The 26,711-nt window shown below is 39.0% G+C and carries 24 protein-coding genes and 2 pseudogenes; 17 read left to right on the top strand and 9 right to left on the bottom strand.

The features are described 5' to 3' along the window. The 16 genes from AKG33_RS03625 to AKG33_RS03550 all read left to right on the top strand — a co-directional run bounded on the left by AKG33_RS03625 (window position 1) and on the right by AKG33_RS03550 (window position 19,173). A complete protein-coding gene (locus tag AKG33_RS03625; RefSeq protein WP_050707965.1) occupies window positions 1-696 on the top strand; it encodes a virB8 family protein in 696 nt (231 codons plus the stop codon). Then, window positions 693-1,601, top strand: coding sequence for a TrbG/VirB9 family P-type conjugative transfer protein (locus AKG33_RS03620; RefSeq protein WP_050707964.1), 909 nt, complete (start codon window positions 693-695; stop codon window positions 1,599-1,601). The genes AKG33_RS03625 and AKG33_RS03620 overlap by 4 nt, the downstream gene beginning before the upstream one ends. Further along, window positions 1,601-1,780, top strand: a complete 180-nt coding sequence (locus AKG33_RS03615; RefSeq protein ID WP_050707963.1) for a hypothetical protein — start codon at window positions 1,601-1,603, stop codon at window positions 1,778-1,780. The genes AKG33_RS03620 and AKG33_RS03615 overlap by 1 nt, the downstream gene beginning before the upstream one ends. Next, entirely contained in the window at window positions 1,777-5,208 is a 3,432-nt protein-coding gene (locus AKG33_RS03610) for a zincin-like metallopeptidase domain-containing protein (RefSeq protein ID WP_050707962.1), read from the top strand. Before AKG33_RS03615 ends, AKG33_RS03610 begins: the two co-directional genes overlap by 4 nt. 24 nt (window positions 5,209-5,232) lie before the next feature. Further along, window positions 5,233-6,126, top strand: a complete 894-nt coding sequence (locus AKG33_RS03605; RefSeq protein ID WP_050707961.1) for a hypothetical protein — start codon at window positions 5,233-5,235, stop codon at window positions 6,124-6,126. Window positions 6,127-6,147: 21 nt separating this feature from the next. Further along, window positions 6,148-7,248 carry a TrbI/VirB10 family protein gene (locus tag AKG33_RS03600; protein WP_050707960.1) on the top strand — a complete coding sequence of 367 codons (1,101 nt, stop codon included), beginning with the start codon at window positions 6,148-6,150 and terminating at the stop codon, window positions 7,246-7,248. 21 nt (window positions 7,249-7,269) lie between these two features. Beyond that, window positions 7,270-8,328 carry a P-type DNA transfer ATPase VirB11 gene (gene virB11 / locus AKG33_RS03595; protein WP_050707959.1) on the top strand — a complete coding sequence of 353 codons (1,059 nt, stop codon included), beginning with the start codon at window positions 7,270-7,272 and terminating at the stop codon, window positions 8,326-8,328. Window positions 8,329-8,413: 85 nt separating this feature from the next. Further along, the gene (locus AKG33_RS03590; RefSeq protein ID WP_050707958.1) at window positions 8,414-10,204 is read left to right on the top strand and encodes a hypothetical protein; all 1,791 of its coding nucleotides are present in this window, start codon (window positions 8,414-8,416) and stop codon (window positions 10,202-10,204) included. Between the two features lie 21 nt (window positions 10,205-10,225). Then, window positions 10,226-11,254 carry a MuF-C-terminal domain-containing protein gene (locus AKG33_RS03585; RefSeq protein ID WP_050707957.1) on the top strand — a complete coding sequence of 343 codons (1,029 nt, stop codon included), beginning with the start codon at window positions 10,226-10,228 and terminating at the stop codon, window positions 11,252-11,254. A gap of 21 nt (window positions 11,255-11,275) precedes the next feature. Beyond that, on the top strand, window positions 11,276-12,304 hold the full coding sequence (locus AKG33_RS03580) for a MuF-C-terminal domain-containing protein (protein WP_050707956.1): 1,029 nt from the start codon (window positions 11,276-11,278) through the stop codon (window positions 12,302-12,304). A gap of 21 nt (window positions 12,305-12,325) precedes the next feature. Then, on the top strand, window positions 12,326-13,369 hold the full coding sequence (locus AKG33_RS03575; protein ID WP_050707955.1) for a MuF-C-terminal domain-containing protein: 1,044 nt from the start codon (window positions 12,326-12,328) through the stop codon (window positions 13,367-13,369). Between the two features lie 21 nt (window positions 13,370-13,390). After that, the gene (locus tag AKG33_RS03570) at window positions 13,391-14,428 is read left to right on the top strand and encodes a MuF-C-terminal domain-containing protein (protein ID WP_050707954.1); all 1,038 of its coding nucleotides are present in this window, start codon (window positions 13,391-13,393) and stop codon (window positions 14,426-14,428) included. A 279-nt stretch (window positions 14,429-14,707) separates the two neighbouring features. After that, window positions 14,708-16,369, top strand: a complete 1,662-nt coding sequence (locus AKG33_RS03565; protein ID WP_161802461.1) for a type IV secretory system conjugative DNA transfer family protein — start codon at window positions 14,708-14,710, stop codon at window positions 16,367-16,369. Between the two features lie 21 nt (window positions 16,370-16,390). Continuing rightward, window positions 16,391-18,451, top strand: a complete 2,061-nt coding sequence (locus tag AKG33_RS03560; RefSeq protein WP_050707952.1) for an LPD7 domain-containing protein — start codon at window positions 16,391-16,393, stop codon at window positions 18,449-18,451. Beyond that, window positions 18,448-18,657 (top strand): toxin-antitoxin system HicB family antitoxin, encoded by a 210-nt coding sequence (locus AKG33_RS07615; protein WP_050707951.1) that lies wholly within the window; start codon window positions 18,448-18,450, stop codon window positions 18,655-18,657. The genes AKG33_RS03560 and AKG33_RS07615 overlap by 4 nt, the downstream gene beginning before the upstream one ends. Before the next feature lie 15 nt (window positions 18,658-18,672). Then, entirely contained in the window at window positions 18,673-19,173 is a 501-nt protein-coding gene (locus AKG33_RS03550) for a hypothetical protein (protein ID WP_050707950.1), read from the top strand. A 103-nt stretch (window positions 19,174-19,276) separates the two neighbouring features. Here AKG33_RS03550 and AKG33_RS03545 read toward each other — a convergent pair whose 3' ends face one another. The 9 genes and pseudogenes from AKG33_RS03545 to AKG33_RS03515 form a co-directional block, all read right to left on the bottom strand. Then, the gene (locus tag AKG33_RS03545) at window positions 19,277-21,058 is read right to left on the bottom strand and encodes a DUF2326 domain-containing protein (protein ID WP_050707949.1); all 1,782 of its coding nucleotides are present in this window, start codon (window positions 21,056-21,058) and stop codon (window positions 19,277-19,279) included. Further along, entirely contained in the window at window positions 21,055-21,297 is a 243-nt protein-coding gene (locus tag AKG33_RS03540) for an ABC-three component system middle component 8 (RefSeq protein WP_050707948.1), read from the bottom strand. The genes AKG33_RS03545 and AKG33_RS03540 overlap by 4 nt, the downstream gene beginning before the upstream one ends. After that, window positions 21,281-21,916 carry an ABC-three component system protein gene (locus tag AKG33_RS03535; protein WP_050707947.1) on the bottom strand — a complete coding sequence of 212 codons (636 nt, stop codon included), beginning with the start codon at window positions 21,914-21,916 and terminating at the stop codon, window positions 21,281-21,283. Before AKG33_RS03535 ends, AKG33_RS03540 begins: the two co-directional genes overlap by 17 nt. 150 nt (window positions 21,917-22,066) lie before the next feature. After that, the gene (locus AKG33_RS07365; RefSeq protein ID WP_161802460.1) at window positions 22,067-22,237 is read right to left on the bottom strand and encodes a hypothetical protein; all 171 of its coding nucleotides are present in this window, start codon (window positions 22,235-22,237) and stop codon (window positions 22,067-22,069) included. A gap of 205 nt (window positions 22,238-22,442) precedes the next feature. Beyond that, a pseudogene (locus tag AKG33_RS07170) lies at window positions 22,443-22,592 on the bottom strand (zinc ribbon domain-containing protein); the annotation flags it as partial. A 58-nt stretch (window positions 22,593-22,650) separates the two neighbouring features. Then, entirely contained in the window at window positions 22,651-23,133 is a 483-nt protein-coding gene (locus tag AKG33_RS03530; protein WP_050707946.1) for a GNAT family N-acetyltransferase, read from the bottom strand. Continuing rightward, a complete protein-coding gene (locus AKG33_RS03525; RefSeq protein WP_050707945.1) occupies window positions 23,117-23,377 on the bottom strand; it encodes a type II toxin-antitoxin system TacA family antitoxin in 261 nt (86 codons plus the stop codon). The genes AKG33_RS03530 and AKG33_RS03525 overlap by 17 nt, the downstream gene beginning before the upstream one ends. A gap of 88 nt (window positions 23,378-23,465) precedes the next feature. Further along, window positions 23,466-25,850, bottom strand: coding sequence for a hypothetical protein (locus AKG33_RS03520; RefSeq protein ID WP_050707944.1), 2,385 nt, complete (start codon window positions 25,848-25,850; stop codon window positions 23,466-23,468). After that, window positions 25,840-26,181, bottom strand: coding sequence for a plasmid mobilization protein (locus tag AKG33_RS03515; RefSeq protein WP_050707943.1), 342 nt, complete (start codon window positions 26,179-26,181; stop codon window positions 25,840-25,842). Before AKG33_RS03515 ends, AKG33_RS03520 begins: the two co-directional genes overlap by 11 nt. 171 nt (window positions 26,182-26,352) lie before the next feature. Here AKG33_RS03515 and AKG33_RS07360 point away from each other — a divergent pair. Continuing rightward, window positions 26,353-26,711: pseudogene (locus tag AKG33_RS07360) on the top strand (hypothetical protein); the annotation flags it as partial.

Below are 26,711 nucleotides of genomic sequence, written 5' to 3'. Positions count from 1 at the left end.
ATGACTAAATATTTTGAACAAAGATTAGATGAAGAAAACATCAAATCGCGCAAAATAGCATGGTGCGCTTTTGCTGTGATGACGTTAGTTGCCGTTTTGTTAACGCTTACGATTTTACGTTTAGCGCCGCTAAAACGTACAGAAGTTAAAGTGCTTGTAGTTGATAAAAATACAGGCATGCCATCAGAAGTTACAGCATTAACCGATTTTGAAACCGGCAATATTAAAGGAATAACGGGCGCGGAAGCGTTAAATAAATTTTTTACGAATCAGTACATTGTAGCGCATGATAGCTACAACTTTTATGCTATACGCGATGCTTATGCAACAGTTGCGCTTTATTCAACTGAGCAAGTATTTAATGAGTATAAACAGAAATTTGAACCGCCGATCTCGATTGAAAAGCAACTAGGAACTGGACGCAATCTTGACGTTACCGTGCATTCGATCACTCAAGAAGCTATTACAACGCCGTTTAAAGACACGGAAAACGGGATCACGATGCGCGCACGAATTGAAAAAGTCATTCGTGAAGGCAATCAAAATCTAAGTCGCGAAACGGGAACAGTGATCATCACATTCGGATACGATGCCGATGTCGAAATGGACGAAAAAGCGCGAAACACTAATCCGTTCGGTTTTACAGTAACAAGTTACCGCTTTACTCCTGATATGTCTTCAGGAAGCATGCAATGAACAAAATCTTTTTATGCATCATTGCGGTAACAGCAGCTAATTTGCAAGCTCAAACTGCGGGGATTCGTTACTTAGACTATCACCCTGATCGTATTCCGAATATCGTAACCGCCGCCGGAATTGCTTCGGAAATTATCTTTGAAGAAGATGAAGAAATTGCTTATTACACGTTCGGGTTTGATGCCGCGTGGGATTCTGCGGTCGCATTAGAGCATATCTTGGTTTTTAAAGCTAAAGATGAGCAACCGCAAACAAATTTATTAGTGCACACTAATAAACGTCATTATGTTTTTACGATCACCAGCGGCAATGATGATTGGGAAAAAGATCCGAATCGTTCGGCTGCAAATTATTCACTACGGATTCGTTATCACGACAGTAAAAGCATGGCAGCAGTAAAAGCTAAAGAGCAATCACAAGAATTGCGTCATCGTGATATCGCGCCCCCGTCAACTTATATTTATACACGTTACGATTATCGGGCAACCGCACATGCACAAGATATTATTCCGCAGCGCATGTGGGATAACGGCGTACTGACTTTTATCAATTTTGCTCCAACCAGTAAACGCGGCGTGGTTTATGAATTACAAGCCGACGGCAAAACAGCACTCGTCAATCAACATACAGAAAAGAACGGTTTGCTGATTGTGCACGGTGTTTATGCCCATTTGATCATTCGATTAGGCGATGAAGCAGTTGAAATCCGACGCAATCATCAAGGGGGACGCAAAGAAAATCGTACAAAAACAACGGTGCCTCACACCGTACGCAGCATTGCTGGTGATGCTCCTCATCAATTTAATTTTAATTCTGAAGCCAAAAAAGAACAGCTCGAACGCGCCCAAATATTTTCCGAATCTCAAACGCCCGCGGCAGAAAACGCGACGGAAGGATTTGAGTGATGAACCAAGAAAAAAACCTTACGGTCAGCACGCTTCCCCACATCTTGGAAGCGGTTCCTCTTCCCGTGGGAGCAGTGCCTAGTAAGGCTTTGAGAAAAACTGTACTCAAGGATAAAGACAGTGTCAAGCACAAAACGTATTTAGTAACTCCAATGATTTTTAAAGGATTAAGATCATGAGTTCAGATATTCGGTCTCATATCTTTATGGTGCCTGCTGATGTGCAGGAAGCATTTAATCATGATGTAGCGCATTTAAACGCAACGCGCATCAGTTATCCCAAGCCCGTAATCACTCCAATGCCGCCGGCATTATTGGCGCTTGATGGGCAATTCGGATTGTCTGTGCACGATTTGCCGCTGCAACTGGATCGTTATACCTTGAAAAAAATGCAAGGATTTGTTTCAGGTAAACAAGATAAAGCACATTCTCTTGAACTCGATGAGATTCAATCACTGCTAAAAGAAATTTATGATCCCGTTGCGGTTTTAAAAGCGGATAACGGCAAAGATCTGGTTGTTTTAACGTCTATCGCAACAAAAGCCCACCACGATCCCATCGTTTGCCCCATTCACTTAGAAAAAAGAAATGGCAGATTCATATTTAATGATATGCCAAGCGCCTATGGCAATGATAATTTAGAAAATTGGTTAAATAACCACCCTTTTAATGAATCCAATCATAGAGATTTAAGCAGGGTGAGATGGCAAAATCTTGTTTATTACAACCAAGAAAAAAGCCTCACTATCGGCACGCTTCCCCACATTTTGGAAGACGTTCGTCCTCCCGTGGGAGTAGTGCCTAGCAAGGCTTTCATGGAAACTCTACTGAAACCTGAAACACTTGTCAAGCTTTATACCGAAAAATATTCAATTCATTCTAAGCACGTAGAAAATCGTTCGGCATTGAGTACTCATTCTCAAGCCGATATCAGCAATCATTCCCAACAACAACCCACAAAAAATCATAAATCAGAACGCTTATCCGCAGAACAACGTTTTAGTGATGCGTTTATTGTGGAAGTCATTGATGCGGTTAAAGCCAATGAAGCGCCGTGGCAAAAATCATGGACAAGTGGGGAAATGTCTGCCCCTTTTAATGCTGAAACCGGTCGTTTTTACAGTGGTAGAAATGCGGTTCGTTTGGCTTTAAAAGCACAACAGAATGGCTATGAAGATCCGCGTTGGGCAACAGCTTGTCAAATCAATCGTATGGAGGGACGAATTCATAAAGGCGAACACGGTACGGGAATTTTGTACTTTAGCCAACGCATTGAACTCGATCCAGAAACGAATCAAGAAAAAAAACGAAATATCATTAAATATTCGACGGTATTCAACATCGCACAAACGAATTTACCGACGATGACCCGTTCGGAAATTGCCGAAACCAGAGAAATACAACCGGATTTAGCGGCTTTTGCGCAATTGCTCGATCACCACAAACCTAATATACAACAAGGTGAGCCTGCCTATCGTCCAAGCAACGATACTATCTATATGCCTGATAAAGGTCATTTCAAAGATGATGCCAGTTATTACAGTACCGTATTACATGAAATGGCGCACTGGACGGGGCACGAAAACCGCCTAAATCGTGATTTAACAAATCGTTTTGGTTCTCACGAATACGCCAAAGAAGAACTGGTTGCCGAATTATCCTCTTATATGTTGTCTTTAGAACATGGTTTGCCTTTTGAGCCGAACCAGTCACAAGCCTATTTACAGCATTGGGCACAAAGAACGGGACAAGAACTGGAAGAAGCGTTGCGTGAAGGGTTTAAAAACGCTGTATCAGCAAAAAACTATCTTGATGCCCCTTTGCGTCAACAAAACATTGAACAAAATCCGGAACAAAATCCGGAACAAAATCCGGAACAAAATCCGGAACAAAATCCGGAACAAAATCCGGAACAAAATCCGGAACAAAATCCGGAACAAAATCCGGAACAAAATCCGGAACAAAATCCGGAACAAAATCCGGAGCAAAGTCCGGAGCAAAGTCCGGAACAAAAAATTACACAACAGTTTTGGCAAGCGTTCTATGCCGAAACCGACGAACAAGCTATCGTGACAGAGCGCATAGCGACATCAAATCGAACTTATCTTGCGGTTGAATGGGAAGAACGACAGGACGCTAAAAAATTAGGCGCGCAGTGGGATCAAAGTAATCGTTGTTGGTATGCACAAAACATTGCGGCGCAACCCGCGTTAAAGCAATATCTAAAATCAGCAGCAGACGCTATAGGCGATAATTATGGCGGTAAAACTTTTGATGATTTCAAAGCCGCTGCTGCAACCATCGGATTGCACACAGCAGGCATGCAGACAGAGACGGGTAAATGGCATCGGGTACCTTTGCAAGATCGAGGCGCACAAAATAAAGACGGTGCTTACAAATTATTTCAAAACGCTGACGGCAGCATTGGCGGTATTGCTAAAAATTTATCAACCGGTGAAAGCATTAATTGGTCTGATCGAGTTGTTGGCAAAAAAATCCCAAGATCAATTCAAATTTCTAGTGCATTAAATTGTGACATTGAGCACAAAATCTCGCAAGAAGTCAGAGCTGATATTCAAAAAGAGCGCGGACGCGTTGCTCTGGCTTTATATAAAAGTTTAGAAAATGCCCGTGGTGATGAACCCTATTTGCGCCATAAGCAAATAACATCAATCCACGGTATCAAGCGATTAAGCAATGGAGCGATTGTTATTCCTTTAATCAACGGTGAAGCTGTTGGTGCTTTTAAAGATGTTAAAAAGGAAGAACGTAGATTTAGCTTAGTTTCCTTACAAGTCATTTTACCCACGGAAAAAGACAATAAAAGATTGATGAAACAGGCGCAGAAAACCGGCGCTTATTTCCCGATCGGCAGCCGCTCGGCACGCGATAATCCAACCCACATTATTTTATCTGAAGGCGTAGCAACTGCAGAAGCGGCATATCAAATTTATTCAAAAATGGCGCCTCAAAATGAACGAGTGCTTGCCGTTGCTGCCATCGATGCCGGAAATTTATCAGCCGTTGCCAAAACATTATCCGAAATTTATCCACAAGCAACCAAAATCATTGCCGCAGATAACGATTACACCACGGAACAAAACATGATGAGAAATACCGGCGTGGAAGCTGCTCAACGTGTTCAAGCTGATTTTGCTGATTTTAAGATCGTTATTCCGCAAGCGATTGATGGGAAAAATACGGATTGGAATGATGTTTTCGTTTTAAAAGGAATAGAACAAGCGCAAAAACAATTTGCACAACAATTGAGCATTGCGGCAAATGTAACGAAAACCATCAAAACCGAAGCTCACGCTGAAGCTGCAGCAGAAAAAACAGCATCGTTGAATCACTCATTGCTCCCAATCATACTTCCCACCGCCGATCGCGAGGTAGGCAAATTGGCTTATCGCGCTATCGACGGCGATCTCAAGCGATTGCCTCATATAAAAAAAGCGCTTGCCGAAAGAGGTTATCAACTCGATGAACGTTATTTCAAGGGAATCACTCACTCCGTGCAGATTGAACAGGCTTTTACTAAAGCCGTGAAGAAACAACGGGTTGTAAACCATAATCCGGCAAAAGCAGCATCTGAATATCAACGTTAATGAGTTAATGATAAAGGAATCATCATGACACACGACTATCAAACTTTGATCAGCAAACTTCATCAGCAACGGGACGCATTGAGTGCGGAAGAATATCAATTTGTTGTTGAAACGTTACGTTTTAAGGTATTTGACCGCGATTATTTAGACGATATCGAAAGCGATTTAATCACTCAATTACCCGAACTCATCGATGAGCCGAAGCTATCTGTGCATTATATTTCGCCAGAATTTTTATCTTATTTGCGTCAATATCCTAAAAATATTGATGATTTTTATTTTTTATTACGCGATTATCTGTCGCTCAAAATCGATAATTTAGAAGCATTTAGCCCCGATGAACAATTCATTCTGAACTATATTCCAGAGATTGATGATTGTTATGCGCTGACGGTACCGATTACCGAAGAATTGATTGCTCTTGGCGCAAATTTTCCGGAACGATTAAGTAGTGAACAGTGGCATTGTTTATCCACTTATCTCGATGCAAAAGTGATTGATAAACAAGCGTTGACTCAAGAGGAAAAAATCGTTGCTGATCATCTCTATAGAATGTCCACTGATGAAGGTTTAGACATTGAATATAACGACACTACGCTCAGAGACGATATTCTCGATCCTGACGTTTCATCTCTTGAATATGGATATGATATTTATGACTTTTCTCAATTAATTCAGCGTCTTGAATCTGCAAACTATGATCGCCGTTTTTATCGCATTTACGAAGATATTCCCGAACTCGAACGCCCTTTAAATATCCGTGAGATCCGTGTCATTAAACACGCTTGGGGTTTTGATCCCAGCAATGAAGAGGAACGATTAAACGTCTTACGTCCCTATTGGGCGGCGCAAGATGTGCTCGATCCCGATGGTTCACACGAGAGATATGTCGCAAAAATGCAACGTTTTCGCCGGTAATCTGGGTAAAGGAGTGCTATTTTGAGCGATGAAATTCGTAACGCCACGATCAGTTTCCAACTTCCTGATTCTGAAGGGGATAACCATCAAGATTTGAATAATCAAACGGGCGGCAAAAAACTTTCTCCATTAAAAATTTTGTTCATTGTTGTGTTTACGGTGCTCGTTTTGGGTGGTGGTGCTTTTGCTGCATTCACATTTATTGCGGGCAATTTCGATTTTTTAAATCAAGACAAAGAAGCGCCTAAAAAACAGCGCTCATGGATCGCAGCACCGGAAAATATCGGTAAATTTGAATTACCGAAATTGCCTCCTCCAGAAGAACCGGCGATGGAGCCCCCTGCTATAACACCTCCAGCAGAAGAGCCGTTACCGCCATTGATCAATGAAACGCCTCCAACAGAAGAAGCACCTGCTGCTGCATCAACAGAACAAGCGCCACCCTTAAAAACGCGGCGCTTAGGTGCTGCCGTCCGTCCTTATAACGCGGCGCAAACCAGCAATACGGCAGTGGAAACACTGCCTACACGGCAAGTCAAGCTGATGCGCAATATCGATTACAGCTTAGTTAAAGGTACAAAAATACCGTGTACTTTGGAAACGACCATTATCAGTGAACAACGTGGTTTTACCAGCTGCATCATCAATCAAGATGTTTATAGCGGCAATGCTCGCGTCCTTTTAATTGAAAAAGGAACAAAGGTAACTGGTGAATACAATGGCAGTGTTAAAAACGGGGATCGGCGGTTACAAATTATTTGGGATCGCTTGATTACACCTTATGACGTGGTTATTCAATTAGATAGCCCTGTTGCCGATCGATTAGGCGCATCAGGTATTACCGGTGAAGTAGACAATCGTTGGATGACGCGGATTGGTTCTGCTTTGTTAGTTTCATTATTTAGCGATGCCTTAGAAATAACGGCTGATAACAGCAAATCTGCAGAAGTGATTGTGGATTCTGGCACTGCCAAAACCTCTCAAGATCTTGCCAAAGAAATTCTGGACAAAAACATTAATTTATCGCCGATTGTTTATATCAAAGAAGGGCAAATGCTCAATATTTATGTAGCTGATGATATTGATTTATCTTCAATTTATCGGGTTCAGCCTACTAACTAAATTCTAAACTTAGGAAAAACGATGAACGCAATAACCGAACAGGATAAACAAGAAGTAAGAGTTACGCCCAAAATTGTGGCACAAATCAATGCGACTTTTAAAGAGCTAGGGATTGCTGAATTAATGCATAAAGAAGCCGTCACCGAAATTGTCATTAATGAACCTAATGTTGTTTTTTATGAGCAAGATGGCACATGGAAACGTCTCGAAGTACCTGATAATAAATCAGATATGAGAATTGAGGGATTAGGCACGTTGCTCATTAATGATGCGGGACAAAATCAAAAGTTTGATCATAATAACCCAATGTTGTCGTTGACGATGCCTAACGGTGAACGTGCGCAGTTAGTGCGCAAACCGGCAGCGGAAAATGCGAGTTTAACGGTACGTATTCCTTCTCAAACCAGTATTACACTCGATCAATATCAACAATCTGGCTTATTTGATGAAATTGTTCCAATCAGTCACAAGATCACAGAACACGATAAGCAGCTTAAAAATCTATTAATTGCGAGAAAATACCGGCAATTCATTGAAAAAGCTATTGAGTACCGGAAAAACATTGTTATTAGTGGTGCTACTGGTTCGGGTAAAACTACGTTCATGAAAACTATGCTGGGTTTAATTCCAGATTCAGAACGCATTATTACGATTGAAGATGCTCGAGAGATTTTTATCAGTCACCCCAATAAAGTTCATTTGCTTTATCCGAAGGGACTGAGCGAGTCCAGTGTGACTGCCAAGTCATGCTTAGAAGCAACTTTGCGCATGAAACCTGACCGCATCATCTTAGCGGAGATACGGGGTGATGAAGCTTTTTACTTTATTCGTGCTTGTGGGAACGGTCACAGCGGTTCCATCACAAGTTGCCATGCGGATTCCGCACAAATGGCATATGAACAGATTGCTTTGATGATTAATGCGGCACCGGAAGGACAAGGTTTATCTTACGACGTGATTCGTCGTCTGATTTATATGACGATCGATATATCTATTCATTTTGCCAATATTCAGGGTAAACGCCGTATTACCGAAATTGATTTTAATCCCGAACGCAAAATCGAGATGCTCAATGGATAAAGATAAACCAAATGAAAGCTGTCAGGAAAAATCCACATATTCAAAACGCCAGCAACAGACAGTACTCAGATAAAGAGAAAGAAAGATGAGTAAACCGCAAAAATGGCGTGCAGGGTTGCCGGAAATCGATTGGAAGGATCCTGAATATATCATCAAAGTGCATCAAGTCTTAAACGGACAACCTGTTTCTTATTTGAATGAAAGCCAAATTGATTTACCTCAAACTGGGAATAAAACAGTCATTGCCAAATGGGCAGCTCATATTTTTCAACAACAAGGCGGTTACGCAATACATCCCGTGATAGGAGCAGTGGGATTTGATAAAAGATCCGCAGAAAGAAGCCTTGGACATGGTGGTTTTAGCAAATACAAGAACATGGCATTTTTAGCGGTGAAAGATGTTCTTGAGAAAGGAATTATTGTTGCCGTTGATGATGCGAGAGACAATGAAAGAAGCTATTTTGTTTCTGCACCAATTTTTATAACAAACCAAAAACATACTGGCGAACGTATCGCGACTGTTTTGGTACACAAGGATATGAATATCCAAAAGATGTATCTACATAGCGTGATAGAAAAAGAAAATCTGCTGATGCCCCTACAGTGTCGAACCGACCAGATGCAAAAAGCACCTCGGCACCCGACTTCGCTGACACCAGCAGACATTCAAAACATACTACATATTGCCTTAACTGTCAATACAGAAAAGCATCTTCAACAAACTCCTAACGCTCATACGCCCACTAAACAAACGGAATCCCTGATCAATCTTCATGGTCTCTGCCCTCGAGAAGCGGGCAAGAAATTATTTCAGGTAACTCAAGGCGCTCTCTCGCAATGGGATCTGATGCAAAGATCCGCCGCAGCCGCGGGTTTTATTTTGGATAAAAAAGCCATGCTGGCTGTTCAAGGACAACACCCACTCATCATTGAAGACACTCTGATGAGTAAACCGCAAAAATGGCGTGCAGGGTTGCCGGAAATCGATTGGAAGGATCCTGAATATATCATCAAAGTGCATCAAGTCTTAAACGGACAACCTGTTTCTTATTTGAATGAAAGCCAAATTGATTTGCCGAAAGTTAAAAGTAAAACAGAAATCGCCAAATGGGCAGCTCATATTTTTCAACAACAAGGCGGTTATGCAATACATCCCGTGATAGGAGCAGTGGGATTTGATAAAAGATCCGCAGAAAGAAGCCTTTGGCATGGAAACGTAAATGACTATAAAAACATGGCGTTTTTAGCGGTGAAAGATGTTCTTGAGAAAGGAATTATTGTTGCCGTTGATGATGCGAGAGACAATGAAAGAAGCTATTTTGTTTCTGCACCAATTTTTATAACAAACCAAAAACATACTGGCGAACGTATCGCGACTGTTTTGGTACACAAGGATATGAATATCCAAAAGATGTATCTACATAGCGTGATAGAAAAAGAAAATCTGCTGGTGCCCCGACTCTGTCGAACCGACCAGATGCAAAAAGCATCTCGGCACCCGACGTCGCTGACCTCAGCAGACGTTCACAACTTACTACATATTGCCTTAACTGTCAATACAGAAAAGCATCTTCAACAAACTCCTAACACTCATACGCCCACTAAACAAACGGAATCCCTGATCAATCTTCATGGTCTCTGCCCTCGAGAAGCGGGCAAGAAATTATTTCAGGTAACTCAAGGCGCTCTCTCGCAATGGGATCTGATGCAAAGATCCGCCGCAGCCGCGGGTTTTATTTTGGATAAAAAAGCCATGCTGGCTGTTCAAGGACAACACCCACTCATCATTGAAGACACTCTAATGAAAGCCGTCAAAGTCAATATTCGTCATACCCAAAATGAGAAAACGCGTAATCCCAAGGATATTACAAGATGAACGTAATAATCGAGATGCTCAATGGATAAAGAGAAGAACGAAACCCAAGCGCTTTGGGATAAGGTTTTTAAACCAGAGCCTCAAACTGCTGCGCAATTTGCCAAAGATGTTGAACGTTTATCCGAAACTAAAGCCAGTTACCCGCAACCAGCAAGTTTTCCAACGCCAACGGTTTATCTTGCACTCAACGGATTACGTCCCAATCTTGAAGTCAAAGAGCTCATGATGACGTTAACCAAAGATGACACCAGAAAAATCATGGGTTTTCATCAAGGAAAAAGCTTTGATCATGATTTAACTCTTGAGCAAGTACAAGCCCTACCCGTTTATCTCTCTAATCCCTTAATTGTGGTGCGTGATACTGATAGAAGCCTCGTAGCAATCATTGATATTGAAAGTAAAACAAAAAATGAAACTTACTTTGTACCCATTCATTTGAACAAATTATATGGACGTAAAATCAGTAATGAGATTGCGAGTGCCTACCACCGCGGTAATCTAAAGAGTTGGTTAGGATACGACAGAGCTGATGGTCAAATAGGTTTAGAAAAAGACATTGTCTACATTAGACAAGAAAGAAATCGGGAATCCACACGACTCTCCCAAACTCATGGAAACCAAAGCACCAATGAGATGCTTATTTCACTTTTGGGTGTGGGGGCGCTAAAAGACTTAACCAATAGCAGGAGCAAAAACTCATTCCCGACGGAGAAAATAGTACTCAATAGTGAAGATATTGTCAATTTTTATACTGCAAAAATTGCTCATATCCATGAAGAGAAAAATCATGAAATCATAAACTTATCGGGTTTATCACCCAGAGAAGCCGGTAGAGCACTCTTTAAAGCAACGCAAGGCGCGATTACGCAATGGGATTTGATGGAACGTTCTGCAACTGCAGCAGGGTTTATTTTGGATAAAAAAGCCATGCTGGCTGTTCAAGGACAACACCCGCTTATTATTGAAGACACTCTAATGAAAGCCGTCAAAGTCAATGTTCGTCATACCCAAAATGAGAAAACGCGTAATCCCAAGGATATTACAAGATGAACGTAATAATCGAGATGCTCAATGGATAAAGAGAAGAACGAAACTCAAGCGCTTTGGGATAAGGTTTTTAAACCAGAGCCACAAATAGCAGCGCAATTTGCAAAAGATGTTAAACGGTTATCAACATCATTGGCGAGTCGCCCGCAGCCAGCAAGTTTTCCAACGCCAACGGTTTATCTCGCACTCAATGGATTGCGTCCCAATCTTGAAGTCAAAGAACTCATGATGACGCTAACTAAAAATGATACTAAAAAAATCATGGGGTTGCATAAAGATAAAAAAAAGGATCATGATCTTTCTCTTGATCAAATACAAATACTTCCCCTTTATCTAAGTAACCCTCTCATGGTCGTACGCGATACTGATAGGAGTCTCGTAGCAATCATTGATATTGAAGATAAAACAAAAAATGAAACCTACTTTGTACCCATTCATCTGAACAAAGCATCTACACATGGAGCAAGTAACGAAATTGCAAGCGCCTACAACCGCAGTAATTTAAAAAACTGGTTAGGATACGACAGAACCGATGGTCAAATAGGCTTAGAAAAAGACATTGTCTACATTAGACAAGAAAGAAATCGGGAATCCACACAACTGTCCCAAACTAATGGAAACCAAAGCACCAATGAGATGCTTATTTCACTTTTGGGGGCTGGGGCGCTAAAAGACTTAACCAATAGCAGGAGCAAAAACTCATTCCCGACGGGAAAAATAGTACTCAATAGTGAAGATATTGTCAATTTTTATACTGCAAAAGTTGCTCATATCCATGAAGAGAAAAATCATGAAATCATAAACTTATCGGGTTTATCACCCAGAGAAGCCGGTAGAGCACTCTTTAAAACAACGCAAGGCGCGATTACGCAATGGGATTTGATGGAACGTTCTGCAACTGCAGCAGGGTTTATTTTGGATAAAAAAGCCATGCTGGCTGTTCAAGGACAACACCCGCTTATTATTGAAGACACTCTAATGAAAGCCGTCAAAGTCAATGTTCGTCATACCCAAAATGAGAAAACGCGTAATCCCAAGGATATTACAAGATGAACGTAATAATCGAGATGCTCAATGGATAAAGAGAAGAACGAAACTCAAGCGCTTTGGGATAAGGTTTTTAAACCAGAGCCACAAATAGCAGCGCAATTTGCAAAAGATGTTAAACGGTTATCAACATCATTGGCGAGTCGCCCGCAGCCAGCAAGTTTTCCAACCCCCATGGTTTATCTTGCTTTAAATGGATTGCGTCCCAATCTTGAAGTCAAAAATCTCATGATGACTTTAACTAAAGAAGATCTTAAAAAATCAATAGGACAAGCAAAATATAAAGAAGGAGATCCTGAATTAAAAGATCATGACATACCGCTTGATCAATTAGAAAAACTTCCTATTTATTTGTCTAATCCATTGCTTGTTGTACGAGATACAGATGAAAGCCTTGTGGCAATTATTGATGTGAGAAATAAGGAGCAAAATAAAATATATTTTGTACCCATTCATCTAGACAAGCTTCATCAACGCAAAGCAAATAATAAAATTGCAAGTGTCTATAACCGCAGCAACTTAAAAAACTGGCTAGGATACGACAGAATCGATGGTCAAACAGGATTAGAAAAAGACATCGTCTACATCAGACAAGAAAGAAATCGGGAATCCGCACGACTGTCCCAAACTGGGGAGAAATTAAATACCAATCAGATACTAATCTCTCTTTTGGGGGTGGGGGCGCTAAAAGACTTAACCAATAGCAGGAGTAAAAACTCATTCCCGACGGGAAGAATGGTACTCAATAGTGAAGATATTGTCAATTTTTATACTGCAAAAATTGCTCATATCCATGAAGAGAAAAATCATGAAATCATAAACTTATCGGGTTTATCACCCAGAGAAGCCGGTAGAGCACTCTTTAAAGCAACGCAAGGCGCGATTACGCAATGGGATTTGATGGAACGTTCTGCAACTGCAGCAGGTTTTATTTTGGATAAAAAAGCCATGCTGGCTGTTCAAGGACAATACCCACTCATCATTGAAGACACTCTAATGAAAGCCGTCAAAGTCAATGTTCGTCATACCCAAAATGAGAAAACGCGTAATCCCAAGGATATTACAAGATGAACGTAATAATCGAGATGCTCAATGGATAAAGAGAAGAACGAAACTCAAGCGCTTTGGGATAAGGTTTTTAAACCAGAGCCTCAAACTGCTGCGCAATTTGCTAAAGATGTTGAACGTTTATCCACATCTTTGGCAAGTCGCCCGCAACCAGCAAGTTTTCCAACGCCAACGGTTTATCTCGCACTCAATGGATTACGTCCCAATCTTGAAGTCAAAGAACTCATGATGACGCTAACTAAAGATGACATCAGAAAAATCATGGGATTTCAGCAAGGAAAAAATTTTGGTCATGATTTAACTCTTGAGCAAGTACAAGCCCTGCCCGTTTACCTCTCTAATCCCTTAATTGTAGTAAATAATATGGAGAGAGGTCTCGTAGCAATCATTGATATTGAAGATAAAACAAAAAATGAAACTTACTTTGTACCCATTCATTTGAACAAAGCATCTACACATGGAGTAAGTAACGAAATTGCAAGCGTCTACAACCGCAGTAATTTAAAAAACTGGTTGGGATATGACAGAGCTGATGGTCAAATAGGCTTAGAAAGAGACATTGTCTACATTAGACAAGAAAGAAATCGGGAATCCACACAACTGTCCCAAATTCATGGAAACCAAAGCACCAATGAGATGCTTATTTCACTTTTGGGGGCTGGGGCGCTAAAAGACTTAACCAATAGCAGGAGCAAAAACTCATTCCCGACGGGAAGAATGGTACTCAATAGTGAAGATATTGTCAATTTTTATACTGCAAAAGTTGCTCATATCCATGAAGAGAAAAATCATGAAATCATAAACTTATCGGGTTTATCACCCAGAGAAGCCGGTAGAGCACTCTTTAAAGCAACGCAAGGCGCGATTACGCAATGGGATCTGATGCAAAGATCCGCTGCAGCCGCGGGTTTTATTTTGGATAAAAAAGCCATGCTGGCTGTTCAAGGGCAACACCCGCTTATTATTGAAGATGCCATGATGAAAGCTGTCAAAGTCAATATTCGTCATACCCAAAATGAGAAAACCCAAAATCACTCCACTGATAAAAGCAAGGAAAGATAAATGGAAGAAAGAAAAAGTCCCTTTGTTCTAATGATAATCATCATACTATTTGTAATTTCTTTTTTAACGTGCGCCAGCTTTGCTTTTCGCGTTTTGATGAGCATACCCGCGGGAACAAATTATCTTGAAGCGCTTCTCAAACATCATTTTGTATTGAATAACAAAGTCAGCAGTTTTCCACACAGCATTATTTTGTATCAATTAAAGTATGGCGCGCATTATGCCGGTCAATTTAAAGCGGCATGGTACATTTCAGGAGCGCTACATCTTTGTATTTTCATGATTTTAGTAAAAATATTTGAACAAAAACAAAGCTTATATGGAGATGCACGCTTTGCTACACTCAAAGAAATTACCAAAGCCGGTCTATTGATTGATACGAAACAAGTCAAGGAAAATAAAGGATTATTTGCAGGTAATAAAATTATTGTTGGCAAAATTGGCACACGATACATTGCCTTAGGCGGTCAGTTATTTGCTTACCTTGCCGCACCAACTCGTTCTGGAAAAGGCGTTGGTGTTGTGATTCCGGTGGGACTGTCTTATGAGCACAGCATGGTTGTTTCCGATATTAAGCAAGAATTGTTTGAGATTACTGCTGCTTATCGTGCCCAATGCGGGCATGATGTATATCTTTTTGATCCATTCAATCCCGAAGGACGGACGGCGCGATGGAATCCATTGTCTTATGTATCTCGCAGTGCAGAACAACGCGTTGATGATTTAAATCAAATTGCGATTTGTTTAATTCCTGATAGCGGCGGTGATGATAGTTTTTTCGAAGAATCTGCTCGAAAATTATTTCTTGGCTTGGGTTTATATTGCTTAGACAAAGAAGCTTTCTGGCAGAAAGATAATTTAGTTTATGTGCCCACTATCAAAGAAATCCTCGATTTAGCAACACAATTTAGCGGTGATGCTATCGCACATTTTTCCTCGCTCATGCAAGATACTTTTATCTCAACCATCGCTTCTCAAACTATCAATAGCGCAGTCAGTGCTGGAGATAAAACTTTTGCCTCTATTTTAGCAACGCTCACCGCTAATTTAACGCCGTGGTTGTCTCAACCGGTATCTGATGCAACTTCAGGTGATGACTTTGATTTGCGCGATGTACGCCGTAAGAAAATGACGATCTACTTGGGTATTCAACCCAAGGATCTATCCAAAGCCAGCAAAATCATCAACTTATTTTACTCTCAACTCATTAACGAGAATACAAGTGTGTTGCCGCAAAATGATCCGGATTTAAAGTATCAATGCCTTATGTTGATGGACGAAGGAACTGCCGCGGGACGGATTGCTATTTTAGAAAAGGCAGTATCTTATATGGCTGGATATAATTTGCGTTTGCTTTTCATTGCACAATCGCCCGCACAATTAGCCGATCGCAAAGTTTATGGCGAACACGGTACCCGCAATATTTTGACCAATATTGCTCTCAAAATTCTTTATAAGCCAAACGACGTTCAAGATAGCGAATCTTACTCCAAACTCCTCGGCAAAATTACCGTTCGAGAAGATACTTCTCAATCTCGAGGCGGCGGTAGTCGCGGTATTTCACGAACTGAAACTCTACAACAACGTGATTTGATGATGCCGCAGGAATTACGCGCAATGCCCACAACTAAAGAAATCATTTTGTTTGAAGGCTTATCACACCCAATCATGGCAGAAAAAAATTGCTACTGGAAAGATCCTGTTTTTGTTACTCGATTTAAGCGTTTTCAAGGAAAAGCAAAGGTATTAACGCTTGAAGAGCGAACATCACCTGAAGAAAAAGTTCAAAAAGGCATACGAGAACACATTCAAAGTCTGCCTGATGTACTTGAAGACAAATTAAACGGAACGCTTAGAAAAAATGTCAAAGTCGATGTTCTCACTAATTTGCTAAGTTTAGTCATTGAGCAGAATGCAGAACAAGCATCAACACTTGCTTGATCTAAGATAAAGGAGATATTTATGAACGAAAATCAATCGAGTACCTCGCAAGAGAATTTACAAATTATCCTCAAGGACTTCAAGCATGATGCTGTCTTAGAAAAAGTGCAAAAAAACGCTGTTTGGCTTGCTCAAAATCAGACTCAAGAATTGATTAATGCGTATAAAAGAATGGATAGCACTTTTCAGGGACGCTATATTGCCTCGGACATGATGAAAGAAGTTTTTAAGGATTATCGTCAGTCTCCAGCGCATCGCAATCAATATAATAATGCGGTGCATAATAGTGCAGCTGCATTAGCAGCCAAGCATTTTGAACAAATGCTAGAAGAATCGTCTGTTGATGGAAAAAAACGTGTTGTTTTTCTAACGGGTAGTCCTGGTGCAGGTAAAACCTCCGCTGTTATTAATAATGGACAACTAGATGAGGATATAAAAGTTATTTTTGAAGGGCAGTTAGCCAATGCTCCACAAAATCCTGCAATAATGGAGAAAATTCAGCAAGCGATAGATAAAGGTTATCAGGTTGAAATTATTGCCATCAATCCTTTGCCTGAACAAGCCTTAGATAACACATTTAAACGTTATTATGATCCTGAGGATGGGCGTGGAGCACCTATTGCTACGATGGCACGTATACAGGGTAATACCTATGAAGGGCTTAAATATCTGCATAATCAATTTGGCGACAAGCTTACACTGAGTATTGTAGATAAGCCCGAAGGAAATCATAGTATTAAAACCTATAATGGTTGGGAACATTTAGCTGTGCTACAATCTCAAGGCACAGAGCAGCAAATCACTCAGCGTTTAGAAAATCGTCTTATTAAACAATATCAACAAGGGGTTATCGATTATGACTGTTTCAAACAAGCCGCAGGATCTGAACAAAGAGCAAGACAGCTATCAGAAGTGGTTTCATCACGCGTTCGTGTTGAACAGCTACAGGATGGCGACGGACGAGGAATATCGCAAAATGGTAGCGAAACGATCAACCTGTGGGGATCAGGACATTCAAGCGCTCATCGAGGAAGAGATCAGAAAAAGTCAGCAACAGAAGAGCTAGGCTCTCCCAATCCTACAGAACCCTTGTCGCCTCTTTCTGAACCAGAATACGGTAAAAATCTCAATAAAAACAATAAGTTTGAGCGCTTAGAATTTACTTTCGGTTCAACAGAAAAAAAACTCAATACACTAGCACCAGCTCCAGCGAATACTCCAGTTAAGCCTGATGAAAAAACGATTGGGGTATTTGATCTCCAATATGTCTTTACACATTTCAATACCAACTCAGAATATGAAGAAGTAAAACAAAATACATTCCAACGCTTATTCAATCGGAATGAATTTATCTTTGAACATAAAAAAGATAAAAGCCGGATTACGATTAACAAAAATAAAATCGTTTGTGACAACACAGATCAAAATATTCGAGCAGCTCTAGATATTGCCCAAGATAAAGGGTGGGACGTCATCAAAATTACCGGCGGCAGCAAAACAGCCAAAGCAGAAATGTGGTTTCAAGCCAATATGAGGGGGTTAGAAACTATCGGCTATCAACCGACCGAAGCCGATAAAAAACGGCTACTTGGTGCACAAGAGCGAATGCAAAAAGAAAAAGGTAAAAGTCTAGCAGAAGCGCTGGACATTAAACCAAGACAACCTTCTCCCCAAGAAAAAGAAGCAGATCATGCATCATCTCAAAAGAAGCAAGAGCGATCGGAACAGATTGTTAACAATGAACAAAGCATTCAAGCGGCAAAGTTAGAAATACTAAATGAAATAAATAACGTCATGCCGCTTAATGAACAGGAATATAACGATTTAGACAAAGAAATTACAAAACAGCTGACTCATGTCATAAAAAAAGGAGGTACAGAAAATTTGAAAAAAATTACTGAAGATATGAAAAAAAATCTCCCAATGGCAAAACAAGAACTTGAACACGCTGCTAAATCTGAACAAGAAAAAGCTAAAAAAGAAGCTGAATTGGCAGCAATACCATCTAAAGGAGAGAAAGAAACTGCCAAACCAATAAAGCAATTTAAAGAAATTAAGAGCAAAACAGAACGGGAAAGATGAGCATAAAAAAGAAGAAAAATACTCAAGATAATTGGGTACGAACACAGTTAAGGCTACCACCTGAAATTCATGTCGCTATATCTAAATTCGCTAAATCCCACAATATCAGCATGAATTCCGCAATTATTTTGAGCATCAGGTATATAACATATCCTAACGTTAAAAGGAATGATGTTATTGATTTTATGAAGGAAAACTACTTATAAAGGATAAAAGTCACTATGAAAAAATACGCATTACCCATTATTTCAAGTATTGCACTTGCTACATTTACTATTTATTCCTCACCAGCAATTGCTGCGTCTCAAGATGAATGCGCGATCTGGTTATGTGCGCCGAGCGGATTTCCCAGCGGTTGTGCTGCAGCAAAAAAAGCAATGAAACATCGCATAAGAAAGGGCAAAAGTCCGTTACCGCCATTTTCTGCATGCGCAGTAAAAGACAAGCAAACAAATCCTGATGACTTCACTTATACATTCAAGAAAGTGCTAAAAATTGAAGAACATCGCGTTTGTGAACGCTATATTGAGCGAAAAAACAAGACAAGTTGCGCTGCTTATAAAACGGTTCCAGCACATTTTCGTGCGGGTAATTCATGTTACAAAGGGAGAAAAACCAAAGATAATGATCCAGAAAAAATTGCAGGCTGTTCAGCAGTGTTATTTGAATTGAAAGTTTTTGAAAAAGGGCAACAATTCGGTGAATCTTTTTATTTTCAATAAAAGTTCATGATTGAATCAAGTAGAAACCTTGGGAAAATTTCCCAAGGTTTTACAGAACTTTTCAATGAGAGAAGTAGAGCCTTCCCAAAAAATCGATAAATTATTAAAAAATGTCCATTTTAAATAACCGTCCACTTTGACCGTCATCATGCAACTTTAAAGTTATTTCAGATTCAATTAGTGGTAAACCTTTAGCCTCAGTATTGATAGTAGTCGCAATAATTTGAATGCCCATCTTTCCATACTCTCTCAGTACTTCCAATAATAACTCTTTTTTACGATCATCAAGGCTATCAAAAACACCATCAATATAGATGAATTGTGGAAACTTCTGCCCAAGATATGCTCTAGTTACAGCTAAGTCAAAAGCAATACAAAGCAATTTCTGGTAGGATCCCCCTTTACTTTCGCTAGTATTTTTACCTGTTTTATCTTGATATTCCGCTTGAAACTCTAAGTTATCTGCCTCGTTTAAGAATACGGAAAGTTCCCCACGTTTACTCAAAACTTTACTAATTACTTCATTGAAATACAATCGAATATTAGCAAATATGCCATCGTTTGCCCCATTCACAGAGGTGACATTAGCCTGCATTTTATTTTTAATATCATCTAAAGTGCCTTTTAACTCTCTTTGTTGCTTTTGTAGTGCTAGAACCTGCTCAATACTTTCTTTCTTTTGTTTAAGATTCAATATTTCTGCCTGAATATGCACAACTTGCTGATTAGATTCTTTAAATTTTATGAACAATTCATTTTCTTTTAAAAATTGTAACTGTTCGCTGCGCTGCTTATTTAACTGCTTCAATTGCTCGTTAATCTTTTCGAGTTCTGTCTTATGTTCATCAAGTTCTTGTTTGAGATAACCGTTGCGCTCTCTTGTAATTTCCTCATTAAAAGCAATCAATTGCTCAAAATTTTTAATAATTTGTTCGGGAAATAAAACTTGGGCTTCTTCGAATAGCTTTTTAACCTCATTAGAATCAAATTTAATCTTATTTTCTGTAAAAGAGCGCTCAATGCGTTGAATACTATTTTTGAGCGTGTATTCTTTCTTATTAAGGTAAATAATTTGATTATCAATTTCCTCTACTAGGCGTTCTATTGTTTGTTTATCAATTTCATGGAAATTAAAACTTTCAATAAAATTTTGGGTTTTATTCAATTCATCTTCGTATAAAAGCAAACGTCCATCAATTTTACTCAATGCCTCACTGACGCTTTTTTCATCAGAATTATTTATTTCCCTAATCTGTTTCTTTATAGCCTCTTCTTCTTTTGCAACTTCATAATGTTGTTTTGCTAAATTGCCGTCAAACCCTAATAAATCTGCTAAATAAGGTTTCCAATTTATATCTTTACCACGATACTTATTGAGTTGAAATACTTCTCCAAAATCATCTTGGGTACGGATAAGATAACTGATCGATTGTCGATAATTCCAATCTTTTAGCGCCGTTAAATTAAGCACCCCATCGAGATATTCTTTCGCCTTTTCAAATGGTAAATCAATATGATCCCATTGTTCATTTGCCAAATTTTTATAATCTTGATTAGGGCATTTATGAGTGATAAAACTGACTTTAGTCCCTTCAGCAACACTACGTCTAATAGTTAAATAATGATCTGTCTCAAGATTAATTTCTAAAAAAAATATAAATCGCTCAAAAATTTCAATATGTTTATAGAGAAATTGTTCTTTGTTCTTTTTGGCTAAAAACATGAAATCCAAAAGCCGAGCAAGTGTTGTTTTGCCAAGATTATGAGAATCAAGTTTATGATCTTTAGGATGCTTCACGTCACCATAAATAAAATTCACCCCATCATTAAAAGTAATGGGAGAAAATTTATCAGGTAAGTTACTATATAGCTTTGATAATTTCATGATTTTCTTTCAACATACTCCAACTTATCTATTTTGGGTCGATAAATGACAAGCCCTAGTAAAAACAAGAGGTTTAAAGCAGGTAAAAACAAATATTCACCGCTTGTAATTTCTTTTTTAATTAAAGTTAACAAATCATCATAAGCTATTAATCGTTTACTTTTTAGTGCACGTAACATAAGAAAACTTGCATAAACCACAGTTTTATCAGGATGATTATGTTTATTCGGGCGTATCATTTACTTTTCCTATGTCACAATTCCAGTACATATAAAAAACCATCATGCGCGTTAAACGGGGATTTTTTCTTAAAATATAATCCCTTTCTATTAAGTATTTAACTAGATCATTGAAAATTTCATCGAAATATTCTAGTTCTCGTTGTTTAGGTATGATGTACTGCAACTGAAATTCTTGAACAGAATTTTCATAGCATTCTTGCAATTTTTTATTTTGTGGGTCATTCAAAAACTCTTCGATTTGCTGTGTATAACCCATATAATATTTCCTAAGCGCATCAGCTGAATCAGAACGTAAATTATTTAACTCGTTTTTTTCTTTATAGCTGGTTCTAATAATGTCCGTAAGCTTTTTGCTTTTTTTATTGCTATCAAATACATCAGAAAAATACCTAATTACTTCTGCTAATTCATTTAAACTTAAATCAGGTGCATGGTTTAAAGGTTCGAGATCAATATTTTTCATATCCGGAATATCAGAATAACAAGCAAGATAATGATCAAGATCATCATTGCCAAATATCGCAATATCATTCTCTTTTAAATCCGTTTCTTCCATGATGTATGAAATAATTTTGCCTTTCGCACCACCGGTTAAATTGCGATTAGCAAATAACATGTAATGATCCAACAAACCATCTTTCTGCATTCGTCTTACTTTTTCTACCTCTTGAGCTAATATGCAGCTTTTGTTACCAAAAAAGTCACTGTCCAGAAAGTGCTTATTTACGCCTTGAGTATGTTTAGCTTGAATAATAGTTCTACCCTTCTAAGGTTGTTTCTCACTAGGATACAAATTAGCTATTCCCACAAACTCCCCGTCCTTTCCACCATCTTTTCCAGTGGAAAAACCTTGAACAGCCTCCCCTAATATTTTTTTACAAATAGCTATCACTAAATTTTCAAACCGTTTGTCATCCAAATCAAAGTACTGATACATAACTCTCCTTGTTCCCGTCGGGTTGCATTGCCACAACACCAGAAGTCTTGACGTCCTTCCCTCCCTAAAGGGCTGGAATTCCTACTGAGTTTGCAACGGCATCGAGTCGTTCGCAAATCACTTCGGTAGGTTCGTGCTGCTGACAATCTTACTGCATTGTTCACTTCACACGCGCTACGGACACGTCCTGCCCTGAAACTTGTTTTTACTGTTGCGCTGCCAAAATTTCTTGCCCACGCTTTAACACATTGATTGCACCAACTACATCGGCATTATTTTGGTATCCGCATTTCACGCATTCAAAATTTGCTTGCGTTTGTCGGTTATCTTTTGCGGTATGCCCGCAATTAGGACAACGAAGAATAATCACTATTCTAATAAATTAGCTAATTGCCACATATTTACATCATAGCTTACAAATGCTTTACTGGATAACATAAGCGCATCGGATTTGTCGTCAGCGATTTAAAGCCATACTTTTCATAAAAACTTTTAGCGGTCTCATCTTTGGCATCAGCCACCACAAAAGCAACGCCTGTCATTTGAGCAATCAGCTTTATGGTATTGAGGGCATGAATAAGTAAATCTGAGCCTAAACCTTGTCCTTGATAACGAATATCCACCGCTAATCGCCCAATGAGAATGCAACCAATAGGCGCAATTGGATGTTGTTTTCGTAGCATTTCAGGGTCATCAAGTCGACAGATGACGGTATTAGATAAGGTATAAAATCCCGCGATTTTCTTTAGCTCATTATCATAAGCACAGTAAATCACCGCTTCATGTCGCTTAATATATTGACTGGCTTTGGTTTGCAAAAAGTCGTTCAGAACTGGCACACCGCAATCAAAAGTATCGCGTTCAAAATATTTATCGAATTTAACGACCGATAGCACGGTATCCTCTGCTCAAAAGATTGTTCATTTCCTCTGAGGGTTCATCATCTAATAGCGATAAAACCTGTTGCCATTGCGCTTGATTTAAATAAATCATTTCGGATTGCTCTATGTTTAAGGCTTTTTCATAAGCACTTTGTGCCATAAAACTACTCACCGATACGCCCAACTTTTGGCTGACGCGTTCTATTAAGGCTTTTGCTTGTGGAGTAGTTCTGATATTAATACGCTCACTTGCTTGCATACATCTCTCCAAGATACATCAATTTGATGTACAATTATCACGATATTATAGAGAGATGTCAATTCCTCTATTTCCAAAACCATATATGTCAACGTCCACGGTCTTGGTTTTTCTCTTTATTCATAATGCGGACTTCAACGCCCGTCTTATTTACCGCTGCTTGAATAGCGACAAGATCTTGCTCTGTTGCATTTCTGATTTCAAATCCATCGCGACCATATCTGAGCTTTGCTAACTCCAAAGCTTTGACGATGATATCTACACTGCGATCGGTTACTTTGATGCTGTTGTAACTATCAATAATGACCGTTTTCTCGCGTTCGTCTTGATATTCAATTGTTCCATTGCGCTTGATTTTAACTTTATAATCTAAATCAATCAGGCTAAACTGTTGTTTATGATGTTTTTGCTCTTTAATACAGATCTCGAATACATCGCGTTGCGCATAATCACGAATCGGATAAATGCGGTTTAATTCACCCAAAGCCGCACTATTACCCTGTTCAGCTTCTTCATACAGATATTCCATATAACGATCGTGCATTTTTTGACGATAATAACGCGCCTGTTCTTCATATTCCTGCTCTAATTTTGCAAGTTCTGCTGCTTTTTGCATTTTGATTAGACGGTATTTAGCAGCATTTTCACCGCGACTTATCTCATCGTTATGAACATACTGATATCTTGCTTTAATCATTCTACGTTGAGTGAAATACTCGCTTTTTACCGTTGAAAAATTCTTTTTATTAGCTTCATAACGCATAAATCGCTGCCACATTAATCGTGAAGTCACTGCCGCTTTTCGCTGTTCACCGATTTGCTGTTGTGCCGCAACGGTACGTAAAATCGATTGTGCTTCCGTCCAAGTCATATGCATTTTTTTAGTGAGAAAGTCAGAAACGCTATATTTCCGGTCATCAGCAATAATTCTTTCATTACCAGATTTATTTTTTTCAATACGATAATTATCAACTTCTAACCCATAATGATAGCTAATGTAATTTAAAAAGTTACGGCTATCGATGCTATTAATTAATTCCGACCAATGGTGTTTCAATACTTCTCGCTGCTGATTTTGCTGATCTATGAATCGTTTGGCGGCGACATTTCTCTCATGTGATGATGTGTACAACTCTTCAAATGTGATTTTTTCATTTCTGACCATGTCAAGGCATTGATCATTTTGCAGTAGATTCGGCATAGATAATGGTTTTCGTTGCCCGCGATTTCCATTACCACGGCGTGTTCGCAACTCATGCATACTGAATCGACTGTTTCTCTGCTCAATTTGGGTTGTATCATTTAAATCTCCATAAATTTCATTAATATGCGGTGCTTCATCAAGGTTGGGAATTTCATCAAGATGACGACAATCCCCAATATATGGCACATCATCAATATGCGGAATGTGATCAATATCAACATAGGTAACTGTAATAGTTTCATAATTAAAGTTATGTGTGCTTTGTGGCGAATCTTCATAACCGATGTGTTTGAGATGATGATGCCACTGTGCTGCTAACCATGATTTTTTTTCTGGCAAATTCATTGCTACATAGGCATCGCGTTCATGTTTTGCTGCTTTTTCGACAAATCGCGCTTCGCAGGCAGCGTATTCATACCATTCATCAAGCAAATGTTGATTGTCATGAACAAACTCAACGTTCGCGGTGCGGTTTTCTAAATAATGATTGAGAAAAACCGGATCTTTAAGATTAATTCCTTTATCTTTACCAACAATTTTTAGATTGATATAAGGTTGCCCAAAACTCTTTGAATCGCGTACTGTGACAGTACCAAAGCCTTTAATAACTTGTGCAAGTTCTGTAACTGATGAAATCTGCGGATTATTTTGAATGATAGAAAATATGGTTTGCTTGATTTCTTTGTTAGTCATATCTGGTTTTATCTCATACCGTGCGATGACTTCTTCTCGCCCTGTCTTAATTGTGCGCTGATTGTCTTTTGGGCTCTCCAATTCATATTTTTCATTAATATATTCTTGAAACGCATTGATATATCGTTCCCTTTTATCTACTAATCCAAGTGGATTATCTCTTTTTCCGGTATATAAATTATATTCCGGAATGACAACATGGATATGCGGATATCTTTTAAAGTTTTTTCCCTGCATATCAATTAGCGATTGTATTTTGGGAAAATGAATTTCACTGAAATAATAAAATTCACCTTCAACACAAGATGAAAAAATAAATTTTCGAAACTCATCATCTATATTTTTCAATACTTCTTCACTAATGTTTTTTTCTTTAAATGATAAACTGATATGAAAATATTTTTGTGTTTTGCATTCTCTATCAAAACTATTTAAAACCGTATCTAATTCGGTTAAATTTCCGCATAATTGAACGCGCTGATCTAATTCATCACGCGAATAATATCTACCGCTCTTTTTACCATCGCGTAAATAAGTAACAACGCCATGAGATGCGCCTCTAAATCTAATAATCATTAAACATCTTCAAAAAAATATGTTGTTGCGCTTCAATCGTATCTAATATTCGCAAATAATGAATACATTGATCATAATGAAGCTGATTATAGAGCGCTAATGAATTAAGCTGCCTTGCAATTTGATTTAAATTATTACTACTTTTTGAAATCAATCGAATGATTTTTAATCTATCTTCAATTGCTAATTTATCAATAAATTGAGGATTGGATTCTAGTAAAACCTGTCTTATGACTTCAGATAATGTATTGCCCGTTTGATCAGCAATTGCTGCATATTTTTCCTGCAATTCATCTGATAACCGCAGAGTAATGCGAGTCTCTAATGCCATCTCATCTTCCTTACGTCAGTAAGTCTCCACATTGATTTTTCCGCAATAGGGTTTCAAAGGGGGATCCCCTTTGGCACGCGACGGCTGAAAACGTCAGTTTGTCAGACAGTCGGCAACGTGCCTCATGCTAGGAATTATACAATAATTTCCTTTCCAAAATACAATTTAAAATTGACTTTAGAACTAAAAAAAATAAATAATATCCCGAAAAAGGGACACAACGTCCTAATAACGGGACACGATGACCCGAAAAAGGGACACAACGTCCTAATAACGGGACACAATGTCCTAATAACGGGACATAACGACCCGAAAACGGGACACGATGACCCGAAAAAGGGACACAATGTCCTAATAACGGGACATAACGACCCGAAAACGGGACACAATGTCCTAATAACGGGACATAACGACCCGAAAAAGGGACACAATGTCCTAATAACGGGACATAACGACCCGAAAACGGGACACAATGTCCTAATAACGGGACATAACGACCCGAAAAAGGGACACAACGTCCTAATAACGGG

The organism is Dichelobacter nodosus (assembly GCF_001263335.1).
In the GTDB taxonomy this organism is placed as follows: domain Bacteria; phylum Pseudomonadota; class Gammaproteobacteria; order Cardiobacteriales; family Cardiobacteriaceae; genus Dichelobacter; species Dichelobacter nodosus.
The sequence above is the reverse complement of the archived record's forward strand: the minus strand, read 5'-3'. Positions and strand labels throughout refer to the sequence as shown.